This window comes from Streptomyces sp. NPDC044033 (assembly GCF_056434425.1).
Map to the genome: position 1 here is coordinate 139,809 of NZ_JBWKFF010000018.1, position 19,078 is coordinate 158,886.

At 70.8% G+C, this 19,078-nt stretch carries 16 protein-coding genes; 8 read left to right on the forward strand and 8 right to left on the reverse strand.

Annotated elements, in window-relative coordinates; genetic code table 11:
- Window positions 1–52: 52 nt before the first annotated feature.
- The 3 genes from AC07AB_RS28625 to AC07AB_RS28635 form a co-directional block, all read right to left on the reverse strand.
- On the reverse strand, window positions 53–196 hold the full coding sequence (locus AC07AB_RS28625) for a hypothetical protein (protein ID WP_478572563.1): 144 nt from the start codon (window positions 194–196) through the stop codon (window positions 53–55).
- Between the two features lie 10 nt (window positions 197–206).
- Window positions 207–1,604, reverse strand: a complete 1,398-nt coding sequence (locus AC07AB_RS28630; RefSeq protein WP_478572566.1) for a GntT/GntP/DsdX family permease — start codon at window positions 1,602–1,604, stop codon at window positions 207–209.
- Window positions 1,605–1,761: 157 nt separating this feature from the next.
- Window positions 1,762–2,280, reverse strand: a complete 519-nt coding sequence (locus AC07AB_RS28635) for a gluconokinase (RefSeq protein WP_478572569.1) — start codon at window positions 2,278–2,280, stop codon at window positions 1,762–1,764.
- 172 nt (window positions 2,281–2,452) lie between these two features.
- On the opposite strand from AC07AB_RS28635, the gene AC07AB_RS28640 reads away from it, so the two are divergent.
- Window positions 2,453–3,178, forward strand: coding sequence for a FadR/GntR family transcriptional regulator (locus tag AC07AB_RS28640; protein ID WP_478572572.1), 726 nt, complete (start codon window positions 2,453–2,455; stop codon window positions 3,176–3,178).
- Window positions 3,179–3,345: 167 nt separating this feature from the next.
- On the opposite strand, the gene AC07AB_RS28645 is transcribed toward AC07AB_RS28640, so the two are convergent.
- From AC07AB_RS28645 to AC07AB_RS28660, 4 genes are all read right to left on the reverse strand, one after another.
- Complete coding sequence (locus AC07AB_RS28645) at window positions 3,346–4,257, reverse strand: glutamate ABC transporter substrate-binding protein (protein ID WP_478572575.1); 912 nt, start codon at window positions 4,255–4,257, stop codon at window positions 3,346–3,348.
- Window positions 4,258–4,303: 46 nt separating this feature from the next.
- The gene (locus AC07AB_RS28650) at window positions 4,304–5,110 is read right to left on the reverse strand and encodes a hypothetical protein (protein ID WP_478572577.1); all 807 of its coding nucleotides are present in this window, start codon (window positions 5,108–5,110) and stop codon (window positions 4,304–4,306) included.
- Window positions 5,107–5,574 carry a hypothetical protein gene (locus tag AC07AB_RS28655; RefSeq protein WP_478572580.1) on the reverse strand — a complete coding sequence of 156 codons (468 nt, stop codon included), beginning with the start codon at window positions 5,572–5,574 and terminating at the stop codon, window positions 5,107–5,109. The genes AC07AB_RS28650 and AC07AB_RS28655 overlap by 4 nt, the downstream gene beginning before the upstream one ends.
- A gap of 335 nt (window positions 5,575–5,909) precedes the next feature.
- On the reverse strand, window positions 5,910–7,682 hold the full coding sequence (locus AC07AB_RS28660) for an alpha-keto acid decarboxylase family protein (protein ID WP_478572784.1): 1,773 nt from the start codon (window positions 7,680–7,682) through the stop codon (window positions 5,910–5,912).
- A 147-nt stretch (window positions 7,683–7,829) separates the two neighbouring features.
- Here AC07AB_RS28660 and AC07AB_RS28665 point away from each other — a divergent pair, with 147 nt between their 5' ends.
- Window positions 7,830–8,318, forward strand: coding sequence for a MarR family winged helix-turn-helix transcriptional regulator (locus tag AC07AB_RS28665; RefSeq protein WP_478572582.1), 489 nt, complete (start codon window positions 7,830–7,832; stop codon window positions 8,316–8,318).
- A gap of 11 nt (window positions 8,319–8,329) precedes the next feature.
- Here the strand turns inward: AC07AB_RS28665 and AC07AB_RS28670 are convergent, their stop codons facing one another.
- The gene (locus AC07AB_RS28670; RefSeq protein WP_478572585.1) at window positions 8,330–9,961 is read right to left on the reverse strand and encodes an amidase; all 1,632 of its coding nucleotides are present in this window, start codon (window positions 9,959–9,961) and stop codon (window positions 8,330–8,332) included.
- A 183-nt stretch (window positions 9,962–10,144) separates the two neighbouring features.
- Here AC07AB_RS28670 and AC07AB_RS28675 point away from each other — a divergent pair, with 183 nt between their 5' ends.
- The 6 genes from AC07AB_RS28675 (at window position 10,145) to AC07AB_RS28700 (ending at window position 18,440) form a co-directional block, all read left to right on the forward strand.
- Window positions 10,145–10,276: an SCO1431 family membrane protein gene (locus AC07AB_RS28675; RefSeq protein WP_363133489.1), complete on the forward strand. Its 132-nt coding sequence runs from the start codon at window positions 10,145–10,147 to the stop codon at window positions 10,274–10,276.
- A 170-nt stretch (window positions 10,277–10,446) separates the two neighbouring features.
- Complete coding sequence (locus AC07AB_RS28680; RefSeq protein ID WP_478572588.1) at window positions 10,447–11,946, forward strand: alpha/beta hydrolase; 1,500 nt, start codon at window positions 10,447–10,449, stop codon at window positions 11,944–11,946.
- A gap of 93 nt (window positions 11,947–12,039) precedes the next feature.
- Complete coding sequence (locus AC07AB_RS28685; RefSeq protein WP_478572591.1) at window positions 12,040–12,618, forward strand: SseB family protein; 579 nt, start codon at window positions 12,040–12,042, stop codon at window positions 12,616–12,618.
- Entirely contained in the window at window positions 12,615–13,190 is a 576-nt protein-coding gene (locus AC07AB_RS28690) for a hypothetical protein (protein ID WP_478572594.1), read from the forward strand. The genes AC07AB_RS28685 and AC07AB_RS28690 overlap by 4 nt, the downstream gene beginning before the upstream one ends.
- A complete protein-coding gene (locus AC07AB_RS28695; protein WP_478572597.1) occupies window positions 13,190–18,079 on the forward strand; it encodes a putative T7SS-secreted protein in 4,890 nt (1,629 codons plus the stop codon). Before AC07AB_RS28690 ends, AC07AB_RS28695 begins: the two co-directional genes overlap by 1 nt.
- 1 nt (window position 18,080) lies before the next feature.
- Complete coding sequence (locus AC07AB_RS28700; RefSeq protein ID WP_478572600.1) at window positions 18,081–18,440, forward strand: hypothetical protein; 360 nt, start codon at window positions 18,081–18,083, stop codon at window positions 18,438–18,440.
- The last annotated feature ends 638 nt before the right edge of the window (window positions 18,441–19,078 follow it).

Below are 19,078 nucleotides of genomic sequence, written 5' to 3' on the forward strand. Positions count from 1 at the left end.
AACGCAGGAAGGTGAGCAGCGGAATACGGTCGGCTCGTACGGGCGGGTGGCGTCACCTCCGCCCGTACGAGCCGTACGAGCCGTACGAGCCGTACGAGCCGCACCCAAGACCGTACGAGCCCGCCCCGCCCGTACGAGCCGTACCCGTACCGTCCATACGGGCCGCGTCCCACCCGTACGGCCCCCACAGGCTCACCCCAGCGCCGCTACAACACCAGCGACAGCAGCAGCACGAACACGATCCCGACCACCGAGATGATCGACTCCATCAAGGACCACGTCTTGACCGTCTGGCCGACGTTCATCCCGAAGTACTCCTTCACCATCCAGAACCCGGCGTCGTTGACGTGGCTGAAGAAGAGCGAGCCGGAGCCGACGGCGAGGACCAGGAGGGCGGTGTGGGTGGTGCTCATGTCGGCGGCCAGGGGGGCGACCAGGCCGGCGGCCGAGATGGTGGCGACGGTGGCGGAGCCGGTGGCGAGGCGGATGGCCACCGCGATGAGCCAGGCGAGGAGGAGGGCCGAGATGTTCCAGTCCTTGGAGATGTCCAGGATCATCTCGCCGACCCCGACATCGATCAGCGTCTGCTTGAAGCCGCCGCCCGCGCCGACGATCAGGAGGATGCCCGCGATCGGGGCCAGCGACTTCTCGACCGTCGTCGCGATGCGGTCGCGGCCGAAGCCCGCGGCGCGGCCGAGGGTGAACATGCCGACGATGACGGCGGCGAGCAGCGCGATCAGCGGCGAGCCGACGACGTCGGTGACGCGCTGGACGTGGTTCGACGGGTCGTCCACGACGATGTCGACCAGGGCCTTCGCGAGCATCAGCACGACCGGCAGCAGCACGGTCGAGACCGTGATGCCGAAGCTCGGGCGGCGTTCCAGGTTCTCCGAGGCGCGCTCCGGGGTCAGGCCCTCGGGCGGGGAGATGTCGACCCAGCGGGCGGCGTAGCGGCCGAAGACCGGGCCCGCGATGATCGCGGTCGGGATGGCGATCACCACGCCGAGGGCGAGCGTGACGCCGAGGTTGGCGTCGATCGCGTCGATCGCGGCGAGCGGGCCGGGGTGCGGCGGGATGAAGCCGTGCATGACGGAGAGGCCCGCGAGGGCGGGGATGCCGATGCGCATGAGCGAGTAGTTGCCGCGCTTGGCCACGAGCAGGACGACCGGGATCAGCAGCACGATGCCGACCTCGAAGAAGAGCGGCAGCCCGATGACGCCCGCGATCAGCACCATCGCCCAGGGCAGTGCGCGACCGCTCGACTTGGCGAGGATCGTGTCGACGATCTGGTCCGCGCCCCCGGAGTCCGCGAGCAGCTTGCCGAGGATCGCGCCGAGCGCGATGAGGACGCCGGTCCCCGCCACCGTGGAGCCAATGCCCGTGGTGAAACCGGCGATCGCCTTGTCCAGCGGCGCGCCCGCCACGGCCCCGAGCACCAGCGAGCCGATGGTCAGGGAGAGGAAGGCGTGCAGCTTGAACTTGGTGATCAGCAGGACGATGGCGGCGATACCGGCCAGTACGGCGATGCCCAGCTGCGCGTGGCCTGCCGAGGTGATCGGCGCCGCTGCGTCCGCTGCCAGCATCTCGACGCTGAGATGAGTCACGGCGGGTTCCTAACGTCTGAAAGTTGTTCTCTGTTTCGGCGGGAGCTCGGGGTCCGCGGGGGTTCGGGGTCGGCGGGAGCTCGGGGTCGGCGGGAGCTCTGTTTCAGCGGAGGCTCGGGGTCGGCGGGGGCTCGGGACGCGGGTCCGCTCGACCCCGCTATCGGCCGTCCGGGCCCCGTAGCGCGGCGACCGCCCGTTCCGCGATCTCCTCCGGCGTACCGGTCACATCCACCGCCACACCCGCCTCATCCGTCCCCAGCGGCTGAAGCGTGGCGAACTGCGAGTCCAGCAGCGCCGTCGGCATGAAGTGCCCCTTGCGCTCCGCCATGCGGCCCTCGATCAGCTCGCGGTCGCCGGTGAGGTGGAGGAAGACGACATCGGGCGCGGCGGCGCGCAGCCGGTCGCGGTAGGCGCGCTTGAGCGCGGAGCTGCTGACCACGCCGCCCTGCCCGGCCCGGCGGTGCGCCCACGCGCCGATCGCGTCGAGCCACGGCCAGCGGTCGCTGTCGTCCAGGGGGGTGCCCGCCGACATCTTGGCGATGTTGGCGGGCGGGTGGAAGTCGTCGCCTTCGGCGTAGGGCACCCCGAGCGCGGCCGCCACCAGGGGGCCGATCGTGGTCTTCCCGGTGCCGGCCACGCCCATCACGACGACCACGTGGGGGGTGCGGGTGCTCATGGGGACCTCACTGTCCGCTGTATGCACTGCCTTCTCGGCAGCTGTCTTCATTGACATCGGTACGTCGCCACACTGAAACCCATACGTACGACGTATTCAAGAGCTTGTGACGCAAACGTCATACTTAATATTCCGCCGGGGAGCGACGCGGGGCGGCCCGTAGGCTGAGCACATGGACACGCAGGGGACGCCACCTGGGACGCAGGGGATACGCGGGCTGCACGCGCGCGTGCTCTCCAGCCTCGGCCCCGCGATCACCGCGGGCGAGTACCCGCCGGGCTCGGTCCTGCGCACGGACGAGCTGGAGCGGCGCTTCGACGTCTCCCGCACCGTCATACGGGAGGCGATCCGGGTCCTGGAGTCCATGCACCTGGTCGCGTCGCGCCGCCGGGTCGGCGTGACCGTACGCCCCACCGAGGAGTGGAACGTCTACGACCCGCAGGTCATCCGCTGGCGGCTGGCCGGGGCCGACCGGCCGCGGCAGCTCCGTTCACTGACGGTGCTGCGCTCCGCCGTGGAACCGGTCGCGGCCGGCCTCGCCGCGTCCCTCGCCACCCCGGAGCAGTGCGCCGCCCTGACGCGGCACGCGCTGGGCATGGTGGAGACCTCGCGCGGCCAGCAGCTCGACGGCTATCTCGTGCACGACACGGCCTTCCACCGGGTGATCCTCAACGCGTCCGGCAACGAGATGTTCGCCCGCCTCGGCGACGTCGTCGCCGAGGTCCTCACCGGGCGCACCCACCACCACGTGATGTTCACGGACCCCGACCCGGCCGCCGTCACCCTCCATGTCCGCGTCGCCGAGGCCGTACGGGAGCGGGACGCCGCCCGCGCGGAGGAGCTGACGCGCGAGATCACGGTCGGCGCGATGGCCGAGCTTGACGTGCTGGCTCCGTAACGCCGCATCATCAGGCGACGTTCGACCGCTCCGCGTCGTTCGGGCGTTGGGGAGCTGTCAGCTGGCACTGGGGTAGCTGACATACGGCGCCGGGGTCGCTGTCAGCTGGCGCTGGGGTAGCTGTCATCCGGCGCTCGGGAAGCTGCCAGCTGGCGCCGGGGTCGCTGTCAGTCGTTCACCTTCTTGTTGCCTGGCTCGTCGCGGCAGGAGTAGGTGTCGATACCGGCGTCGGTGGGCCTGGCCTTGTCGCGGATTTCCTTGGGGACGCTTGGCAGATTGATCTGGAAGTCCCGGTCCCAGTCGTTACTGTGCGCATACTCTTTGAGGGCCTGCCGGAGCTTCTTGCAGTCGTCGCGGTGGCCCTTGGTCATGGCGATGCCGTAGTCGTTGAACGGGCCGAACGTCAGACCTTGTTCGACGGTGAGGCTGGGGTCGTCTGCCATGAATCCGTAGAGAATGAGCTGGTCGGTGGAGACGGCCTCGACCGTTCCTTTCCTCAGTCTCTTGACGCAGTCACGCGCGTCTGTCTCCGTGGTGGTGGCGACGCCGTATACGTGTTTCGCCAGCTCATTTGCGGAGGTGGTGCCCCTCCAGACGCAGACGAGCTTTCCCTTGAGGTCATCGAGCTGCTTGTAGCGTCCGGCGTCCTTGGTCCTTACGAGGATGCCCTGTTGGGTGGATGCGTAGGGGCCGGCGAAGTCGAGCCCCTCACCGTCACTGCCTTCCGACTCCGGTGCCATTCTCTGCTCCGTGATGGAGAAGGTGGCCGCGATGAGCTGGACGTCCCCCTCATGCAGGGCTCGGGCCCGGTTCTTGGACAGGACGCCTTTGAAGCTGGGGTCCTTGACCCCCACCCTGCCGAGTATTTCCCTGGCCACCGTGATGTCGAAGCCGTTGAACTCGCCGTCGTGGGGTGAATAGCTCGTGCCCGGCTGATCGCTCTTGGCGCCGACCTCGACCTTTCCTCCGGCGAACAGCGACGAGGGCCCCGAGGAGCAGCCGGCCAGGGCAGCGCCCGCGAGGGCCGCCACTGCGGCCCCGGTGCGGATCGCGCGGGAACGGTGCCCTTTTCTGCCCATGAACGGTCTCCCAGTCGCTTCGCTTCAGTCGTTCAGTCGCTTCGCTTCAGTCGTTGTGCAGCGTTCCGCGGGCCTGTGCGAGGCGCATGGAGCAGCCTGTCTTCGGCTGCACGGCGACCGTGAACCGGAGGGGCCCCTGCTGCCCGCCGAGGTCGAAGTCGACGGTCGACCGCGCGGGCACCTCCCGCGTGCTCGGGGTGACGCCCGGGGTGACGGCGGTGACCCTCGCCGTGATCACGCCGACACAGGTGGCCGTGCCCGGAATGCCGTCGGTGATGGTCAGTGCCAGACGCAGCTTGTTCCGTGCGTCGCCGGAAGCCGGCCGCTTCATCTCCACCGTGAGTGTGCCACCGGCCTCGCCCAGGGGCTGCGAGCCCCGGATGGCCATCTCCACGCCGACCTCGCCGGTGCGGTCGACGTCCACCCAGGCGAGCGCGCCGCCACCGCAGCAGAGCGCGGCGGCACCGACGAGAACGGCACGGACCATCCCGCGCCGCCGGGTGTCGGCGGCCTTCCGCACGGCGTCGCCGGCCTGCGCGGTCCGGCCGGCCGGGTACAGGGCGGCGACGCCGGCGATCAGCAGGGCGAGGGCCCCGAGGACGTAGGCCCACACGTACTGGCTCTGCGGGCCGCCGGGCCACTGGGCGACGGCAAAGATGGCGAAGCCGATGGTCGCGGCGATGACGAGGCAGGCGGACACCGGGAGCCACGCGACGTTCGTCAACGTCCGCTTGAGCTCCCATTTGAACGTGGCGTTGTCACCGACCGCGCCGAACGAGGACGAGCCGACGCCGCTGGAGCTGACATGGCCGGCCTCGGGGGTCTTGTCCTCACCAGAGTCGGCGGATCTCACGATCCTTCCTCGTGACGACCGTCTCCGCCGCCGAAGCGGAAGGTGGCGCCGTCCCCCACCGAGCCGATGGCGGCGGAGTTCGGGCCGTGGGCCGTGACGTGGTATGTGCGGGCGGGTGCCGGGGTGGCTGCCATGAGTTCCGCCAGGCGGGCCTCGTCCGGGCCGCGGTCCTCCTGTTCGCCGAGCCATGCCGCCAGGGCCTCGGCCAGCCGCTGCCTGTCCTCGGGGGAGAGCACACCGAGCAGCTGGTCGGCGCGCTGTTCGCTGCGGCCCTCAGGCAGGGCGATCGGGGTGTCCTCGCCGCTGCCGCGACGGAAGAGCCGGCGAAAGTAGCCCTGGCCCGCGTCGATCGATCCGTCCGCGATGCGCTGTGCGGCGCTCGCCACCATGGCGGCGCCCAAGGTCTCGGCCGCCAGCGAGAAGTAGGTGGCGAGTTCAGCGGAGATCTCAGGAAAACTGGACATGGACGCCCCGTCACTGATCGTTGGTGCGCTACTTCCAAGCTGACAACTCGCCCATGCTAGAACGCTTTTGATGATCTGTGTAGGTTCTCCATACATGCCGTGCGTGAGTGCGCGCGAGGTCCGATCCGGTACGTACGACCGGGCAGCGGCAAGGGTTCGCGTGGTGTTCCGTGCCGCATAAGACAACGTTTCCCACCCGCGCCCGCCACCCAGGCGAACGCTGCCTGATGCCGTATCAGTTGAGCTGCGCGACACGGCCCTCGCGCGTGCACGTACAGGCGTACGGACCGACGCCCCTCGCCGATCCGTACGCCCCCTTCCCCCCTACGCCCCCATCAGGCCCCGTAGTCGTTCTGCGCCGCGAAGCGGCCCGCCAGGGCGGTGAGCAGTTCCGGCGCGTCGTCGCGGGAGAGCACCGCCTCGATCAGGACCAGCTTGTCCGGCGTACGGGCGGCCAGCGCGAGCGCGTCGGCGAGCTGCGCGGGCGTCTCCGCGCGGACCGCGACCGCGCGGTCGCCGCCGCCGAAGACCGCCGGGAGGGCGGTGTAGTCCCAGGCGGCGATGTCGTTGTACGAGGCGGTGGCGCCGTGGATGGCCCGTTCGACGGTGTAGCCGTCGTTGTTGATGACGACGATCACCGGGGCTGCGCCGTACCGCGTCATGGTGCCCAGTTCCTGGGCGGTGAGCTGGAGTGAGCCGTCGCCGATGACGAGGACCGAGCGCCGGTCGGGCGCGGCGAGCTGGGTGCCGAGCGCGGCCGGGAGCGTGTAGCCGATCGAGCCCCACATCGGCTGCCCGATGAACCGCCCGTCCTCGGGCAGCGGCACTTCCTGGCCGCCGAAGAAGGACGTGCCCTGTTCGGCGAGGAAGACGCCGCGCGGGGGGAGGAACGCCTCGATGGACGACCACAGTTGACGCTGCGTCAGAAAGTCTGCGGGAGCGTCCGCCGCAGCCTCCCGCTCCATACGCCCGTATCCGGCCGCGTCCGCCGCAGCCTCCCGCGCCGCACGCCCGTACCCGGCCCCGTCGGTCACCGCCTCCCGCTCCATACGCCCGTACCCCGCAGGCTCCGGCAGCCCCGCGTCCCGCAGCAGCTCCGTCACCCCCGCCACCGCGTCCGCCATCCGCACCCCGTCGAATCCGGCCCGGCCCACGGCCGCGCCGTAGGGCCGCAGTTCGATGGTCCGCTCGGGGGTGAAGTGGTGGCTGAAGCCGCCCGTCACGCTGTCGGTGGCGACCGCGCCGACCAGGATGAGGCAGTCGGCGTCCTCGACGGCGATCCGCGCCGCCTTCTGGCTGAACTCGCCCGTGTACACGCCCGCGAAGCCCGGCGCGGTCTCGTCCACCACGCCCTTGCCGCTGGAGAACACGGTGGCGCGCACCGGGGCCGCCGCGAGCAGTTGGCCGAGCGGCTCGCGCAGCCCGTACCGCTCGGCCTCGTGCCCGGCGAGCACGGTGACGGTCCGCGCGCCGTCGAGCAGGCGCGCGCAGTCGTCGAGGAAGGCGCGGAGCAGCGCGGGTTCGGTGGTCTCCTCGGTCGGTATGAGGGGGCCGTCGGGGGCGGGCACGCGGGCCAGTACGACATCGGTGGGGAGGTTGAGGTGTACGGGCCTGCTGTGCCGCAGCATGGCGCGCAGCACGCGGTCGATCTTCGCGGGGGCGGCGGCGATGTCGTCGGCGGATGCGGCGGAGAGGGTCGCGCGGTCCACGGTAACCTCGGCGAACATCCGGCCGAAGTGGTCGTACTCGCCGTCCATCAGCGTGTGGTGCACCCGCTCCCCGGCTGCCGCGACCGCCGTCGCGGGCATGCCGGTGACGGCGATGACCGGCACCGACTCGGCGTACGAGCCGGCGACGCCGTTGACGGCCGACAGCTCGCCGACGCCGAAGGTGGTCACGAGGGCGGCGGCGCCGCGGAGGCGGGCGTAGCCGTCGGCGGCGTAGGCCGCGTCGAGTTCGTTGCAGTTGCCGACCCAGGTCTGGCCGGGCGCGTCGAGCACCTGGTCGAGGAAGCCGAGGTTGTAGTCACCGGGCACGCCGAAGAGGTGCTCGATGTTCAGCTCGCGCAGGCGGCGGAGCAGGTACGCGCCGACGGTGATGTCCGACATCGCGGTCACTGGCCTTTCTTCGTTCCGTTCCGTGCCGAACGCGCCGCGAGCCCGCCGGTCGGGCGTACGGGCGGCATATCGACACCATTAGGTCAATGTTGTTGACCTTAATCGTGAGCATAGGGAGCCTCGGGCTAATATGTCAACATGCTTGACCTTAATCGTCCGGACGGCTTCGACCGCGACTTCACCCTCTTCTACTTCGCCTACCGCGCCTTCACCGGCGCGGCCGACGAAGCGCTCGACCGGCACGGCATGGGCCGCGCCCACCACCGCATCCTCACGTTCCTCGCGTACTCCCCCGGCATGAGCGTCGGCGAACTGTGCGCGACCCTGCGGCTGACCAAGCAGGCCATCAACGGGCCGCTGCGCAGGCTCATCACCGAGGAGATGGTGCGGGTCGCACCCGGAGCGGACGACCGTCGGCGCAAGGAACTGCACCTCACCCCGCGCGGCGCGAAGCTGGAGCGCGAGCTGCACGAGCGGCAACGCGAGCTGTTCGCCGGGGCGCTGACGGAGGCTCTGGGCGATGCTGGCCCGGAGGCGGCCGAGGGCTGGCGGGCCGTCATGACGCCGCTGGCCGGGGAGGATTGGGCGCGGTTCTCGCAGTCCGTAGCCGAACGCGAAGGCCAGTAGGGCGAGCCGCCTCAGCCCTGGAACCCCGGCGGCCACAGCTCGTACCACCGCTGGTCCGCCTCCAGTTGGGCGGCGAGCGAGACGAGAAGGGGTTCGCTGCCCGCCGGGCCGAGGAACTGGGCGCCGACCGGCAGCTGCCCCGCCCCTGCGCTCACGAACCCGGCGGGCACGCTCACGCCCGGCCAACCCAGTACGTTCCAGGGCCAGTTGTACGGGCACGCCGTGATCATCGCCTCGTCCGTGCGCCAGCTGCCGAGCCCGGACAGCGCCCCGATCCGCAGCGGCGGCACGGCCGTCGTCGGCGTCAGCACCACGTCGAAACGCCGGAAGACCTCCCCGACCCTGCGCCGCAGCGGCCCCTCCGCCGCCCGCGCCAGCCGCTGCACCCCGCCGCCGAGGAGCAGCCCGTTACGGGCGTTGGCGCGCGTACGCGGGTCCAGCGACCGCGCCTCCGGGACCCGCCTCGCCCACTCCCGTACGCCCGCGGTCGAGCGCGGCACGAAGGTCAGCCCGATCGGCCCGTACCGCGGCTCCGCCTCCGCCACCTCGTGCCCGAGCGCCGCCAACCGCTCCGCGACCCGTACCACTCGGGCCCGTACGGCCGGGTCGAGCCGGTGGCGTACGGCCGCGAAGGCGGGCCGGAAGGAGAGCGCGATCCGCCGCCGCCCCGGGTCCCGCGTGGCCGCCGAGCGGACGTCGACGGCCGGCGGAATGTGCCGGTCGCCGGGGTGCCGGCCGCTCACGACGTGCAGGAGGAGCGCGGCGTCGGCGACCGTACGGGCCAGCGGGCCGAAGCAGGTGATGCCCCGGAACGACTCGGGCTCCGGCCAGGTCGAGATCCGGCCGCGCTGCGGTTTGACGCCGATCAGGTTGGTCCAGGCCGCCGGGATACGGACCGACCCCGCACCGTCCGAGCCCAGCGCCGCGGGCACGATCCCGGCGGCGACGGCCGCCGCCGAGCCCCCGGAGGACCCGCCGGGCGTGTGCTCGGGGCTCCAGGGGTTGCGGGTCTCCCCGAAGGCGGCGCCCTCGGTGTGCGGCCACTGCCCCAGCTCCGGGGTGTTCGTCTTCCCGACGATCACCGCCCCGGCCGCGCGCAGCCGCCGTACGGCCTCGCTGTCGGCGGACTTCGGCGGGAAGTCCCCTGGGCACCCGAAGGCCGTGGGCTCGCCCGCCACGTCCATATCGTCCTTCACCGCGACCGGCACGCCCAGCAGCGGCAGCCGCTCCCCCGCCGCCAGCCGCAGGTCAGCGGCGCGCGCCTCCGCGAGGGCGGCCTCGGCCCGTACGAGCCGGAAGGCGTTGAGCGTGGGCTGGGTACGGGCGATGTGCGCGAGGGCCCGTTCCACCAGGGCTTGCGCGCTCACCTCGCCCTCGGCCAGTGCTCGTGCCTGGTCGGCGAGCGTACGGGTGTGAAGGGCCGAGGCGGGTGGGGGCGGCGTACGGGCGTGATCGGGCGACGTGCCGGGGCGACCAGCCGACGTGTGATCGGGCGGCGCGTGATCGGGCGACGTGCCGGGGTGACCAGCCGACGCGTGATCGGGCGACGTGCCGGCCTGACCAGCCGCCGCATGATCGGCCGACGCGTGATCGGCCGACGTACGGGCGCGATCGTCCGGTCCGCGCGGTATGAAGCCGGTCACGGTGCTCCCCCTCATGACGGGTGCCGCTCGGACCAACGAACCGTAGCCGCCCGCGAGTTCACCGCACACCGGCGCCGTCCGGCCCGCGTGTCCTGAATCACTCCCCCTTTACCGCCGGGTCCGGCAGCCGCACTGTGAGGGGATGGGAGGGGCGTAGGGAACACGAGACGAAAGTTGGCGCACATGGCGGAGATCGCGGCGAGCCGGGCCGGTACCGGCGGGCCTTCCGACAAGAACAAGATCGTCGAGCAGGTGGTCGGCTGGGCCCTGGTCGTGGTCCTCGCGATGCTGGTGACGCAGTTGGGCCTGTTCTAGCCCTCAGTCCTCAGCCCTCAGGTAGCACCACTGTCGGCTTCCGGCCCCCCAGGCAGCACCACAGCCCCCAGACAGCACCACTGTCGGCTTCCAGTCCCCCAGGTAGCACCACTGTCGGCGTCTGGTTCGCCGGATGGGCACGGGCTTCGCGGGCCACAACGATGGCCTCCATGAGCCTCTGGAACCGCAGAACCCTCGCCTTCCCGCTGGCGGCCGCCGCGGCGGCGCTGACGATGACGGCACCCGGCGCGGAAGCCGCCGGAACGGCCCGTTCGACCGTTCCCGTCGCGTGGTCGACATGCGAGGGCAAGGGCCTCGACCCGCGCCAGGAGTGCGCGACCGTGTCCGTACCGCTGGACTACCGCGCACCGGACGGCCCCCGCCTCGACCTGGCCGTCTCCCGCATCCGCAGCGAGAACCCCGACCGACGGCGCGGCGCCCTGCTGCTGATCCCCGGCGGCCCCGGCGGATCGAGCTGGAAGGACCCCAGCGCCAAGCTCGCGAAGCTGCCGAAGTCCGTACGCGACACATACGACCTCGTCGGCTTCGACCCGCGCGGCGTCGGCCGCTCCGCGCCCATCAGCTGCGGCCTGTCCCACGAGGACGTGGCCCTGACCACCATCCGGTCCTGGCCCGGCCCCGGCGGCGACATCTCGCGGAACGCGGCAAGCGCCCGCCGCGCCGCCGACGCCTGCCTCCGCGACGGCGGCCCGGTGCTGCGCAGCGTGAGCAGCGTCAACGAGGCCCGCGACATCGACGTCATCCGGCGGGCGCTGGGCGAGGAGAAGCTGTCGGCCTGGGGCGTCTCGTACGGTACGTACGTCGGTTCCGTCTACGCGACGATGTTCCCGGGCCGCACCGACCGCGTGGTGCTGGACAGCAACGACGACCCGAACCCCGAGCTGGTGGAGCGCGGCTGGCTGGCGAACGGCGCCGTCGGGGCCGAGGACCGCTTCCCCGACTTCGCGCGGTGGGCCGCCGCCCCGGAACGCGGCGCGGGCCGCCTCGCCCGTACCCCGGCCGAGGTGCGGCCGCTGTTCCTGCGCCTGGCCGCCCGCCTGGACCGGCATCCGCTCCCCTGGCCAGGCGCCAACCCCGCGGAGCTCAACGGCAACGTACTGCGCCAGTCCCTCTTCGACGCGCTCTACGACAGCGACCGTTTCGCGGCGGTGGCCGACCTGATACGCGCCGCGTCCGACCCCGCGCACCGGGCACTGCCCGCCCCGAACACCCCGCCCGACGCGGCGATGCAGAACACCGCCGCCATGGCCGTCGCCACTCTCTGCAACGACGTGTCCTGGCCGAACCCGATCCCCGCCTACGCCAAGGCCGTCGCCGCGAACCGGGCCCGCTACCCGCTCACCGCGGGCCAGCCGGCCGGCATCCTCCCGTGCGCCTTCTGGCCCACCGGCCCCGCCGACAAGCCCGTACGCGTCACCCCCCGCGGCCCCTCCAACATCCTGCTGATCCAGAACCTCCGCGACCCCGCGACCCCGTACAGCGGGGCCCTGAAGCTCCGCCACGCCTTCGGCGACCGCGCCCGCATGATCGCCGTGGACGCGGGCGGCCACGGCTCGTACCTCGCGCACGGCAACGCCTGCGGTGACGCGCTGGTCACCGCGTACCTGACGACGGGGCACCGGCCGGGGCGGGATGTGACCTGCCGGTAGGCCGCGTGGGGCGGCGGGTGCCGGAATTCGGGGCCGTGCTCCCGGTTGTCAGTGGGGCTTTGTACGCTGCTGTCCACAAGGGGGGTGGGTGCGGTGTCACTGACGAATGAGGTTGCCGCGGTTCACGCGGAGCGGGGGCACCCGGCCGCGATGGTCGGGGAGTTGCGGCGTACGGCGGTGCTGGTGCCGACGGAGGGGCCGGGCGAGGACGGGCTGTTGTCGGTGGAGTTCGGGGGAATCCGCTGGATCTGCGCGTTCACCGACGAGGCGGCGCTGGCCCGGTTCGCCGCCGCCCGGGGAGGCGGCGGAGGCGGCGAGGGCGGCGAGGGCGCGGACTGGGAGTACCGGTCCGTGCTCGGTGCCCGATTGCTGGACGTCGTCGTGCCCGCCGTCGGCGTCCCGGCGGGGGTGGCGCTGGACGTCGGCAGCGAGCACCCGATGATGTTCCCGCCGGTGGTGGGCATCGTGCCGGACGCGTGCGCGGTCGACGCGCCGGAGAACTGGCGGCCGGAGGACGCGGCGGTCGCGGACCCGGAGGGCGCGGACCCGGAGGGCGCGGCGGGTCAGGAGGAGCCGGCGGACGCGGCAGGCCCGGCGGACCCGTCGGACCGGGCCGAGCGGGCGGACCGGGCGGACCCGACGGACCCGGCTGATCAGGAGGGGCCGCGGTGAGCGGCGGGGACGGCCTCAAGGCCGGCAAGGAAGCGCTGGGCAACATCACCAAGGGGCTCGACGGGGCCATCGGTGAGCTGAAGAAGGTCGGTTCGCCGGGCGACGCGGCGGTCGGGCGCGGTTTCTCCGAGCTCGCCCTGAGCGGCCTGGAGGCCGGGCAGGAGGACCTGACCTCGTCCTTCAAGGCGTTCTGCGACCGCTGGGAGTGGGGCGTACGGGCCTTGGTGCGCGACGGCAACGAGTTCGCCCACCGGGTGGGCCTGGCGGCGGGTTATTACCACGAGACCGATGAGTACATCTCGAACACCCTCAAGGTCACCACGAACGCGGCCATGGGCAACCCGCACCTGACGGAGGAGCAGGTCGAGAAGCAGTCCTGGGGAGAGACCCTGGCGGACAACCCGTATACGCAGGTGCGGGACGCGGACTACAGCGCGAAGTCCTTCCAGGACGCGGCCGGGAACGCGAAGGAGACCTGGTCGAGGACGGCCGACGACGTCCAGTCGGGCTGGGGCCTCGGCCCCGTCGGCCCGGCGGTGCATGTGGTGAGCAAGATCGAGGACTACGGCTGATGGGGTTCACGGACTGGGTCGACAAGGGCGGCGACTGGGTCGAGGGGAAGGTCGAGCAGGGCAAGAAGCTCGTCGGCGAGGGCGTCGAGTACGCGACCCACAAGGTCAGCGACGGCCTCGACCACATCGGCCTGCACGACTGGGCGGATTCTGTCGAGGACTGGGGCGACGAGACCGCCTCCGATCTCGGCGCGGAGGTCGACGAGAAGCAGCTCGGGCAGACCGAGGAGGCCGATGAGCTGATTCACGGCGACGTGAAGCGGATCGAGGCGGCGGCCGAGCACCTCAAGAAGTTCCACACCGCCTTCGACACCGTGCACGCCGGGCTGCTGAAGGTCGGCTCCGCGGAGTGGGAGGGCGAGGGCAAGGAGGCGTTCGCCAAGAAGTTCGCGGAGCATCCGAAGAAGTGGGCGCGGGCCGCCGACGCCTGCGAGGACGCCGCGGGCGCGCTGACGGCGTACGGGCACACGGTCACCTGGGCGCAGAAGCAGGCGAAGGAGGCGGTCCGCCTCTATAAGAAGGGCAAGGCCGCGTCCAAGGAGGCCGTGGACGCGCACAACAAGAAGATCGACGCCTACAACGCGAAGGTCGACAAGGGCGAGGACCCGGGGCCGAAGCCCGGCGCGTTCCACGACCCGGGGGTGGCGGACGGCAAGGAGGCGCAGCGGATCCTCGCCGAGGCCCGTAAGCAGCGCAACACGGCGGCCGCCACCGCGAAGACGAAGATCGACGCCGCGACGAAACTGGCCCCGGACAAGCCCGAGTTCCACGACCGGATGGCCGGGGACGCGCTCGACGGGTTCGAGGGCGGCCAGGTCGAGCTGCTGCACTTCACCGGCGGCGTCATCCGCTCGGGCACGGACGTGCTGAAGTTCGCCCGCGGCCTCAACCCGACGGATCCATACAACCTCACGCACCCCGCGACGTACCTCGACACCGTCTCCAACACCGCCGCCGGCATCCTCTCCCTCGCCTCCCACCCGGAGCGGCTGCCCGGCGCTCTGCTGGGCACCGGCTGGGGCTCGGACCCGTCGGAGGCGGGCGGCCGGCTGTTCGGCAACATCATCATGGCGCTCGGCACCGGCGGCGCCGGGACGGCGGCGAAGGCGACCGAGGGCGCGGTGCTCAACGCCACCAAGAAGGCGGCGGAGGAGGGCGCGGAGACCGGCGCGAGGCAGGCCGGCAAGAGCGCGGCGCGGCACGAGGCCGAGCGGGGCCCGCACGAGGGCTCCCGCCCGGACGGCACGAAGGCCACGAAGGGCACGGACCCGGTCGACCTGGCCTCGGGCCGGATGTTCCTGCCGCAGGTCGACGTGGTGCTGCCGGGTGCGCTGCCGCTGGCGTTCGTACGGAAGGCGCAGTCCGGGTACCGGGCCGGGCAGTGGCTGGGGCCGTCCTGGTCGAGCACGGCTGACCAGCGGCTGGAGATCGACGCCGAGGGTGTGGTGTTCGTCGGCGAGGACGGCATGGTGCTGTCCTATCCGCATCCGGTGCCGGGCGTGCCGACGCTGCCGGTCGAGGGGCCGCGGTGGCCGCTGGAGGTTCCCGAGGACGGCGGCTTTGCCGTGCGGGACCCGGCTACGGGGCGGACGTGGCACTTCGGGGTGTGCGGCGACGAGGGACTCGCCTCACGTCCGGGCGAAGGCGGGACCGCCTCACGTCCGGACGGAGGTCCGTACGCGGGCCCGCACGGAGACACGTACGGAGGCGCGCACGAAGGCCCGTACGGAGGCGCGTACGAAGGCCCGTACGGAGGCGCGTATGCAGGCCCGTACAGCAACGGGACGGCCCCGCTGGAGCAGATCTCGGACCGCAGCGGCCACTGGATCGCCTTCGAACGGGACGCGGGCGGCGTACCGACCGCCATCGTCCACGACAGCGGCTACCGCGTCCGCGTGACCACGGGCGCTACGGACGGGGGGCCGCGCATCACGGCGCTGCACCTGGTGGGCGGCGGGCCGGGCGGGGCCGACGCGGAGCTGGTGCGCTACGGCTACACCGGCGGTGACCTCACGGAGGTCGTCAACTCCTCCGGGCTGCCGCTGCGGTTCGAGTACGACGAGGGCGGCCGCATCACGGCGTGGACGGACCGCAATGACAGCCGTTACGAGTACACGTACGACGAGTGGGACCGCTGCGTCTTCGAGTCCGGGGCCGAAGGCCATATGCGGGCCACTCTGGAGTACGGGCCGCGCGACCCGGACACGGGCCTGAGCGTCACGACCCTCACCAACTCGCTTGGCCACACCAGCCGTTACGTCATCAATCGTGCCCTCCAGGTCGTCACCGAGATCGACCCCACGGGCGCGGCCGTCCATTCCCGGTGGGACCGCTACGACCGGTTGCGCTCACGCACCGACGCGCTCGGCCGCACCACCGAGTACCGCCGTGACGAGGCGGGGCGGCTGACCGCTCTCATCCGCCCGGACGGACGCGCGGCCACGGCCTCGTACAACGAGCTGGGCAGGCCGGAGACGATCACGGATCCGGACGGCTCGACATGGCACCAGACGTTCGACGGCGCGGGCCGGCGCACCTCGGTCACCGATCCCGCCGGCGCCGTCACCCGCTTCACGTACGACGCGCTGGGCCACCCCGCCTCGGCGACGGACGCGCTGGGCGCCACCACCCGCATCCGGTGCGACGCGGCCGGGCTGCCGGTGGAGATCACCGACCCGCTGGGCGGCACGACCAGCTACCGGCGGGACGTCTTCGGCCGCATCACCGCTGTCGTCGACCCGGCGGGCGCGACGACCCGGCTCTCCTGGTCGGTGGAGGGGAAGCTGGTGCGCCGCGTCGAGGCGGACGGTTCCGAGCAGTCCTGGACGTACGACGGCGAGGGCAACTGCACCGCGCACACCGACGCGCTCGGCGGCGTGACCCGCTCCGAGTACACACACTTCGACCAGCTCAGCGCGCGGACCGGGCCGGACGGGGTGCGCCACGAGTTCAGGCACAACACTCAGCTCCAGCTCGTCGGGGTGGTCAACCCCCAAGGCTTGGAGTGGAGTTATGAGTACGACCCGACGGGCCGCCTCCTCGCCGAGACGGACTTCGACGGGCGCACGCTGACGTACGCGCACGACGCGGCGGGCCGCCTCACGTCCCGTACCGACGCGCTCGGGCAGACCATCGGCTACGAGCACGACGTGCTCGACCGCGTCGTCGCGAAGGACGCGGCGGGGAACGTCACCCGGTTCCGGCACGACGCGGCGGGCCGGCTCATGGAGGCGGCGGGTCCGGACGCGACGCTCGTCTACGGCCGCGACCGGCTCGGCCGCGTCAAGTCGCAGACGTGCGACGGCCGCACTCTGACCTTCGCCTACGACGAGCTGGGCCGTCGTACGCGCCGGGTCACCCCCTCGGGCGCGGTCAGCACCTGGTCGTACGACGCGGCGGGCCGCCGCACCGCCGTGTCCGCCTCCGGGCACGCTTTCGCGCTGGAACACGACGCGGCGGGGCGGGAGGTCGCGCGCCACTTCGGCGACGAGCTGACGCTGACGCAGGCGTGGGACCCGACCGGGCGCCTCACGGACCAGACCGTGACGACGGGTACGGCCGAGGCCCCACTCCAGTCACGCGCGTACACCTACCGCCGCGACGGCAACCTCACCGCCGTCGACGACCTGCTCGCCGGTCCCCGCGCCTTCAGCCTGGACGCGACGGGCCGCGTCACGTCGGTCGACGCCCCCGACTGGACGGAGCGCTACGCGTACGACGCGGCGGGCAACCAGTCGGAAGCCGACTGGCCGGACGACCACCCGGGCGCCGAGGCCCGTGGCGCCCGCGCCTACACCGGCACCCGCGTCACCCGGGCGGGCGCCGTCCGCTACGAGTACGACGCGCTGGGCCGCGTCGTACTCCGCCAGAAGACCCGCCTCTCCCGCAAGCCGGACACCTGGCGCTACGAGTGGGACGCGGAGGACCGCCTCACCTCCGTGACGACCCCGGACGGCACCCGCTGGCGCTACCGCTACGACCCGCTGGGCCGCCGCACGGCAAAGCAACGCCTGACGGAGTCGGGCGAGGTGGCGGAACAGACCGACTTCACCTGGGACGGCCCCACCCTCACCGAACAGACCACGACCACTACCACCCACCCGAACGCGGTCACCCTCACCTGGGACCACAACGGCCTCCAGCCGATCGCCCAGACCGAACGCATCACGGCGTCCGAAGCACCCCAACAGGAAATCGACCGGCGCTTCTTCGCCATCATCACGGACTTGGTGGGCGCCCCGAGCGAACTCGTAGCCGAGTCCGGTGAAATCGCCTGGCGCAAAAGATCCACTCTCTGGGGCGCCACCACCTGGCCGGTGAACAGCCCCGCCTACACCCCACTCCGCTTCCCCGGCCAATACTTCGACCCGGAAACCGGCCTCCACTACAATTACCACCGCCACTACGACCCGGAAACGGCCCGCTACGCTACGCCGGACCCGCTGGGGCTGGCTCCGGCTCCGAACCCGGTCGCGTATGTTCATAATCCGCATACGTGGATGGACCCCTTGGGGCTCGCTCCGTGCCCAAATAACGTGGCCCTCGGGATCCGGAAACATGGCTTGCGGGAATTCGCCGCTAATAATAACTATACGCATTTTTTGGACCACTGGGACTGGGAATCCGAGGTGCGGGCAGCGGCACACAATCCTGATATCCATCTACACATCCCCATTGATGGTTTCATTGGAAAAACACCGGTGGACCGCTTCATGAGGGCATACGAGAACGGCATGGGGAATAACTGGTGGGCCACAGAGCGTGAAATGTACCACGTTGGGAAGTCGGTTCGCCTTGGAGACCGCTCGTGGGAGAGTGTAACCTTCTACGACAACGGGAAACTGCAACCCATACCACCGCCAGAAGAATGGCCAATACCTAAGAGGTAGCATGCAAGAAATCATTTCATGGGATCGAGAATTTCAAGTATGGCAATATTCAGTAAGCCACTCGATGCTACTGCTGAGGAGTTTTCATCCTCAGCAGTACGAAACGCGGATCGACGTCGCCTTCCCGGCGGTCACACTCATGCACGTGAAACCCAGCTATGACGCGCTCTCCATCAGCGAAGCGACTGAACAAGAAAGGTTGGACACACTAGGGGAAACCGCAGAGAAAATCACCCACGGATCCTTGTTTCTCTTGAACAACGGCGAAGGTTACGTGCATGCCGCACAATGTGTCTGGCATGAGGACCACGGCGACCATCGCACGCCCTCGAAGTACGGCCCACTCCGGGGCACCGAATAGGTCTTTCCGTCGACGCAATAATTCTACGCAGCGGTATCGAATGTCGGGCACAGTGCAGCCGGTCGGATTCTTCCGTGAGTTGGAGACCGATTCACCGCGGACCCATCAGGGTTCGATCCGGGACTCCCTCACCATTCACCACCAATACCCCAAATGGCGAATCGTCCGATACCTTAGCTCGGGGCACCCGATCCTGGACATCATGGAAGTGACCGTCGATGTCCTTGAGGGGGCCTTTCGAGTGCCTGACGGTTCATCAATCCTGACGGACGGCACTTTCATTTGGCGCCTGGATCTGCCAGCCTATGTCGAACGGTACCCGATCCATATGCCGTATGAGTTCCTGGATTTCATATCGGAGAATCATTTCACGGTTCCGTCTCCGACTCGCGAACATCTGATCGACACCTCTCTGTCCGCATCCGCCTTCCTTGGCTTCCGGTCCGACCCCGGCACTGGGCCTCGGGAGCAGTAACCGGGGTAGCCGGCCTCGCTGGCAGGGCAGTCGAGCGTTCCGCTTCAAGAGACCGACAGGTTGGGCGGCAGTCGGCGACGATGGCTGGTCGGCTTTCTGGTGCCCGAACTGGCACGGCCTCACCTGCCGCCCCAGCGCCGAGCTGCTCGTATTGGCAGGGCCC